Annotated in this window: 2 tRNA genes and 3 rRNA genes; all 5 read right to left on the bottom strand. The window is 49.8% G+C overall.

Annotated elements, in window-relative coordinates:
- Nucleotides 1–5 precede the first annotated feature (5 nt).
- Nucleotides 6–119, bottom strand: a 5S ribosomal RNA gene (gene rrf / locus JCM2850_RS15940).
- A 157-nt stretch (nt 120–276) separates the two neighbouring features.
- A 23S ribosomal RNA gene (locus JCM2850_RS15935) occupies nt 277–3,159 on the bottom strand.
- 322 nt (nt 3,160–3,481) lie between these two features.
- Nucleotides 3,482–3,557, bottom strand: a tRNA-Ala gene (locus JCM2850_RS15930).
- Nucleotides 3,558–3,577: 20 nt separating this feature from the next.
- A tRNA-Ile gene (locus tag JCM2850_RS15925) sits at nt 3,578–3,654 on the bottom strand.
- Nucleotides 3,655–3,726: 72 nt separating this feature from the next.
- Nucleotides 3,727–5,265: ribosomal RNA gene (locus JCM2850_RS15920) — 16S ribosomal RNA — on the bottom strand.
- The 16S, 23S and 5S rRNA genes sit together here with 2 tRNA genes alongside, the layout of an rRNA operon.
- Nucleotides 5,266–5,680 lie beyond the last annotated feature (415 nt).

Below are 5,680 nucleotides of genomic sequence, written 5' to 3'. Positions count from 1 at the left end.
TAAAAGCCTGGCGGTGACCTACTTTCGCATACGAGAAGTATACTATCATTGGCGCAGAATCGTTTCACGGCCCTGTTCGAGATGGGAAGGGGTGGTTCCAATTCGCTATGGCCGCCAGACATAACCGTTAGCACCTGACCTGAGGTCAGACACTGTTAATCTGATGGAATTTGCTTAGCAAATTCGTCTTCAACAAAGGGAAGAAGTAAAGTATTTGGATATTCTGATTGCTGCTTTAGAACACCCTTCACTTGATGACTCAAGTTTCAAGGTTATAGGATCAAGCCTCACGAGCAATTAGTATCGGTTAGCTTAACGCATTACTGCGCTTCCACACCCGACCTATCAACGTCCTGGTCTCGAACGACTCTTTAGTGTGCTCAAGGCACAAGGGAAGTCTCATCTTGAGGCAAGTTTCGCGCTTAGATGCTTTCAGCGCTTATCTCTTCCAGACTTAGCTACCCGGCGATGCCACTGGCGTGACAACCGGTCCACCAGAGGTCTGTCCACTCCGGTCCTCTCGTACTAGGAGCAGCCCCCCTCAAACTTCCAACGCCCACGGCAGATAGGGACCAAACTGTCTCACGACGTTTTAAACCCAGCTCACGTACCACTTTAAATGGCGAACAGCCATACCCTTGGGACCGGCTACAGCCCCAGGATGTGATGAGCCGACATCGAGGTGCCAAACTCCCCCGTCGATATGAACTCTTGGGAGGAATCAGCCTGTTATCCCCAGAGTACCTTTTATCCGTTGAGCGATGGCCCTTCCATACAGAACCACCGGATCACTATGACCTGCTTTCGCACCTGCTCGACCTGTCCGTCTCGCAGTCAAGCAACCTTATGCCATTGCACTATCAGTACGATTTCCGACCGTACCTAGGTTACCTTCGCACTCCTCCGTTACTCTTTGGGAGGAGACCGCCCCAGTCAAACTGCCCACCATGCACGGTCCCCGATCCAGATAATGGACCAAGGTTAGAACCTCAACAACATCAGGGTGGTATTTCAAGGTTGGCTCCATAGAAACTGGCGTCCCTACTTCAATGCCTCCCACCTATCCTACACAAATCTTGTCAAAGTCCAATGCAAAGCTACAGTAAAGGTTCATGGGGTCTTTCCGTCTAGCCGCGGGTAGATTGCATCTTCACAAACATTTCAACTTCGCTGAGTCCCGAGAGGAGACAGTGTGGCCATCGTTACGCCATTCGTGCGGGTCGGAACTTACCCGACAAGGAATTTCGCTACCTTAGGACCGTTATAGTTACGGCCGCCGTTTACCGGGGCTTCGATCAAGAGCTTGCACCCCATCACTTAACCTTCCGGCACCGGGCAGGCGTCACACCGTATACGTCCACTTTCGTGTTTGCACAGTGCTGTGTTTTTATTAAACAGTCGCAGCCACCTTTTCACTGCAACCCCATCGAGCTCCGGACGCGAGGTCCTTCACCCTACCGGGGCGCACCTTCTCCCGAAGTTACGGTGCTAATTTGCCGAGTTCCTTCTCCCGGGTTCTCTCAAGCGCCTTAGAATTCTCATCCTGCCCACCTGTGTCGGTTTGCGGTACGGTTTTCATTTACCTGAAGCTTAGTGGCTTTTCTTGGAAGCTTGGTATCAATCACTTCGTCTCACAAGGAGACTCGTCGTCACGCCTCAGTCTTAACCTCCCGGATTTGCCTAAGAGATCAACCTACACGCTTAAACCACCTATTCCAACAGATGGCTGACCTAACCTTCTCCGTCCCCACATCGCAGTAAATGTAAGTACAGGAATATTAACCTGTTTCCCATCAGCTACGCATCTCTGCCTCACCTTAGGGGCCGACTCACCCTGCGCCGATGAACGTTGCGCAGGAAACCTTGGGCTTTCGGCGAGCGGGCTTTTCACCCGCTTTATCGCTACTCATGTCAGCATTCGCACTTCTGATACCTCCAGCATACCTCACGATACACCTTCGCAGGCCTACAGAACGCTCTCCTACCATGCCAGTAAACTGGCATCCGAAGCTTCGGTTACGTGCTTAGCCCCGTTACATCTTCCGCGCGGGACGACTCGACCAGTGAGCTATTACGCTTTCTTTAAAGGATGGCTGCTTCTAAGCCAACCTCCTGGCTGTCTGTGCTTCCCACTTCGTTTTCCACTTAGCACGTCATTTGGGACCTTAGCTGTCGGTCTGGGTTGTTTCCCTCTTGTCCACGGACGTTAGCACCCATGGACTGTCTCCCGTGATTGCACTTCTCGGTATTCGGAGTTTGCCATGGTTTGGTAAGCTCTTATGAGCCCCCTAGCCATAACAGTGCTCTACCCCCAAGAGTGAGACACGAGGCACTACCTAAATAGTTTTCGGAGAGAACCAGCTATTTCCAAGTTTGTTTAGCCTTTCACCCCTATCCACAGCTCATCCCCTAATTTTTCAACATTAGTGGGTTCGGACCTCCAGTACCTGTTACGGCACCTTCATCCTGGCCATGGATAGATCACTTGGTTTCGGGTCTACACCCAGCAACTGAACGCCCTATTCGGACTCGCTTTCGCTACGCCTCCCCTATCGGTTAAGCTTGCTACTGAATGTAAGTCGCTGACCCATTATACAAAAGGTACGCAGTCACCCCTTACGAGGCTCCCACTGTTTGTATGCATACGGTTTCAGGATCTATTTCACTCCCCTCCCGGGGTTCTTTTCGCCTTTCCCTCACGGTACTGGTTCACTATCGGTCGATTACGAGTATTTAGCCTTGGAGGATGGTCCCCCCATATTCAGACAGGATTTCACGTGTCCCGCCCTACTTGTCGTTACCCTAGTTCCACACACGGGATTTCATATACGGGGCTATCACCCACTATGGCCGGACTTTCCATTCCGTTCTATTATCGCGTGTGCTAAAAGTAACAGGCTTTTCCGGGTTCGCTCGCCACTACTTCCGGAATCTCGGTTGATTTCTTTTCCTCGAGCTACTTAGATGTTTCAGTTCACTCGGTTCGCCACCGCTCTCCTATATATTCAGAGAGGGTTACCCTTGCGGGTGGGTTTCCCCATTCGGACATTCCCGGATCAAAGCTTGTTTGCCAGCTCCCCGAGACTTTACGCAGGCTACCACGTCCTTCATCGCCTGTAATCGCCAAGGCATCCACCATATGCACTTATTCGCTTGACCCTATAACGTTAAAACCTGAGCCCTTTTAAACTCAAATTCCGCGATGCATGAGACATCCGCTATAGGTTTTCTAAAGCACTTCAATTAATTACACCAAGCTGATGCAATTAATCTAATTTAAACCACTAATTCTTTCGAACCAGCTGTTCAAATGTTTTGTTTCTGCAATCAAATTACCCATTTGATTTGAACACTCAGAACCTCATCACAAAGTTCTTGTGTTCTCTTTACTTCTTCCAATTTGTTAAAGATCAATCTAGCTTCTAAAAGCTAGACATAAATACAGTTATCTGCACTTATGTCTAACTTCTCAACAAAGAGTTGGTGGAGGATGACGGGATCGAACCGACGACCCCCTGCTTGCAAAGCAGGTGCTCTCCCAGCTGAGCTAATCCCCCATTACTTCATTAAAGTAATCTGGTGGGTCTGGTTGGGCTCGAACCAACGACCCCCGCCTTATCAAGACGGTGCTCTAACCAGCTGAGCTACAGACCCTTAAGGCCAATCTTTGTTGCGCTCTTTAAACAACCGATAAGTGTGAATGCTTGCAAGCCAGGCATACTCTAGAAAGGAGGTGATCCAGCCGCACCTTCCGATACGGCTACCTTGTTACGACTTCACCCCAGTCATGAATCCCACCGTGGTAAGCGCCCTCCTTGCGGTTAGGCTACCTACTTCTGGTGAAACCCACTCCCATGGTGTGACGGGCGGTGTGTACAAGGCCCGGGAACGTATTCACCGCGACATGCTGATCCGCGATTACTAGCGATTCCGACTTCATGTAGTCGAGTTGCAGACTACAATCCGGACTACGATCGGCTTTCTGAGATTAGCTCCCCCTCGCGGTTGGCAACCCTCTGTACCGACCATTGTATTACGTGTGAAGCCCTGGCCATAAGGGCCATGAGGACTTGACGTCATCCCCACCTTCCTCCGGTTTGTCACCGGCAGTCCCAATAAAGTGCCCAACTGAATGATGGCAATTATTGGCAAGGGTTGCGCTCGTTGCGGGACTTAACCCAACATCTCACGACACGAGCTGACGACAGCCATGCAGCACCTGTGTCCACTTTCTCTTTCGAGCACCTAATGCATCTCTGCTTCGTTAGTGGCATGTCAAGGCCAGGTAAGGTTTTTCGCGTTGCATCGAATTAATCCACATAATCCACCGCTTGTGCGGGCCCCCGTCAATTCCTTTGAGTTTTAATCTTGCGACCGTACTCCCCAGGCGGTCAACTTCACGCGTTAGCTGCGTTACTAAGAGATTTTACTCTCCCAACAACTAGTTGACATCGTTTAGGGCGTGGACTACCAGGGTATCTAATCCTGTTTGCTCCCCACGCTTTCGAGCCTGAGCGTCAGTATTAGGCCAGGGGGCTGCCTTCGCCATTGGTATTCCTCCACATCTCTACGCATTTCACTGCTACACGTGGAATTCTACCCCCCTCTCCCATACTCTAGCCTTGTAGTTTCAAACGCAGTTCCCAGGTTGAGCCCGGGGCTTTCACATCTGACTTACAAAACCGCCTGCGCTCGCTTTACGCCCAGTAATTCCGATTAACGCTTGCACCCTACGTATTACCGCGGCTGCTGGCACGTAGTTAGCCGGTGCTTCTTATCAAGGTACCGTCAACCTCACACATTATTTACATGTAAGTTTTCTTTCCTTGCGAAAGAGCTTTACAACCCGAAGGCCTTCTTCACTCACGCGGCATGGCTGGATCAGGCTTGCGCCCATTGTCCAAAATTCCCCACTGCTGCCTCCCGTAGGAGTCTGGGCCGTGTCTCAGTCCCAGTGTGCTGATCATCCTCTCAGACCAGCTACTGATCGTCGCCTTGGTAGGCTTTTACCCTACCAACTAGCTAATCAGATATCGGCCGCTCCATTAACGTGAGGTCCGAAGATCCCCCACTTTCCCCCTCAGCGTATGCGGTATTAGCTAATCTTTCGACTAGTTATCCCCCATTATTGGACACGTTCCGATATATTACTCACCCGTTCGCCACTCGCCACCAGAGAGCAAGCTCTCCGTGCTGCCGTTCGACTTGCATGTGTAAAGCATGCCGCCAGCGTTCAATCTGAGCCAGGATCAAACTCTTCAGTTTAATTCCGACTATTACTTGTGACCTCTTTCGAGGTCGGTATATCGCTTGGCTTAATCTCAAATGAATCTTAGGTGTAACATAAGTTACAGATTTCATTTAAGGTGTTAAGCACTTGTATTTTGAGTGTATCAACACTTATAAATAAGTATTGATTCGCACTAACCTACAAGCACCCACACCTATCGGTTGTTCAGTTTGTTAAAGAGCAGTTTACTTCTTCTTACGTCGCTACTGATTCGCTTAGTAATCAGCGAGAGGGGCGCATTATACAGACCTTTTTAACTCGGTCAAGCTGTTTCGAAAATCTTTTTTATCGACCTTCTTAACAACCTCGCTTCCCTCAGCGAGCCGCGCATTTTACAGACTCTTTCGAATCGGTCAAGTGTTTTTATTTACTTATTTAAAACCACTTAAC

Origin of the sequence: Methylobacillus glycogenes JCM 2850 (assembly GCF_000617925.1) — a bacterium.
Classification (GTDB): domain Bacteria; phylum Pseudomonadota; class Gammaproteobacteria; order Burkholderiales; family Methylophilaceae; genus Methylobacillus; species Methylobacillus glycogenes.
Note: the sequence above shows the minus strand (reverse complement) of the source record. Positions and strands in the feature narration are given on the sequence as shown.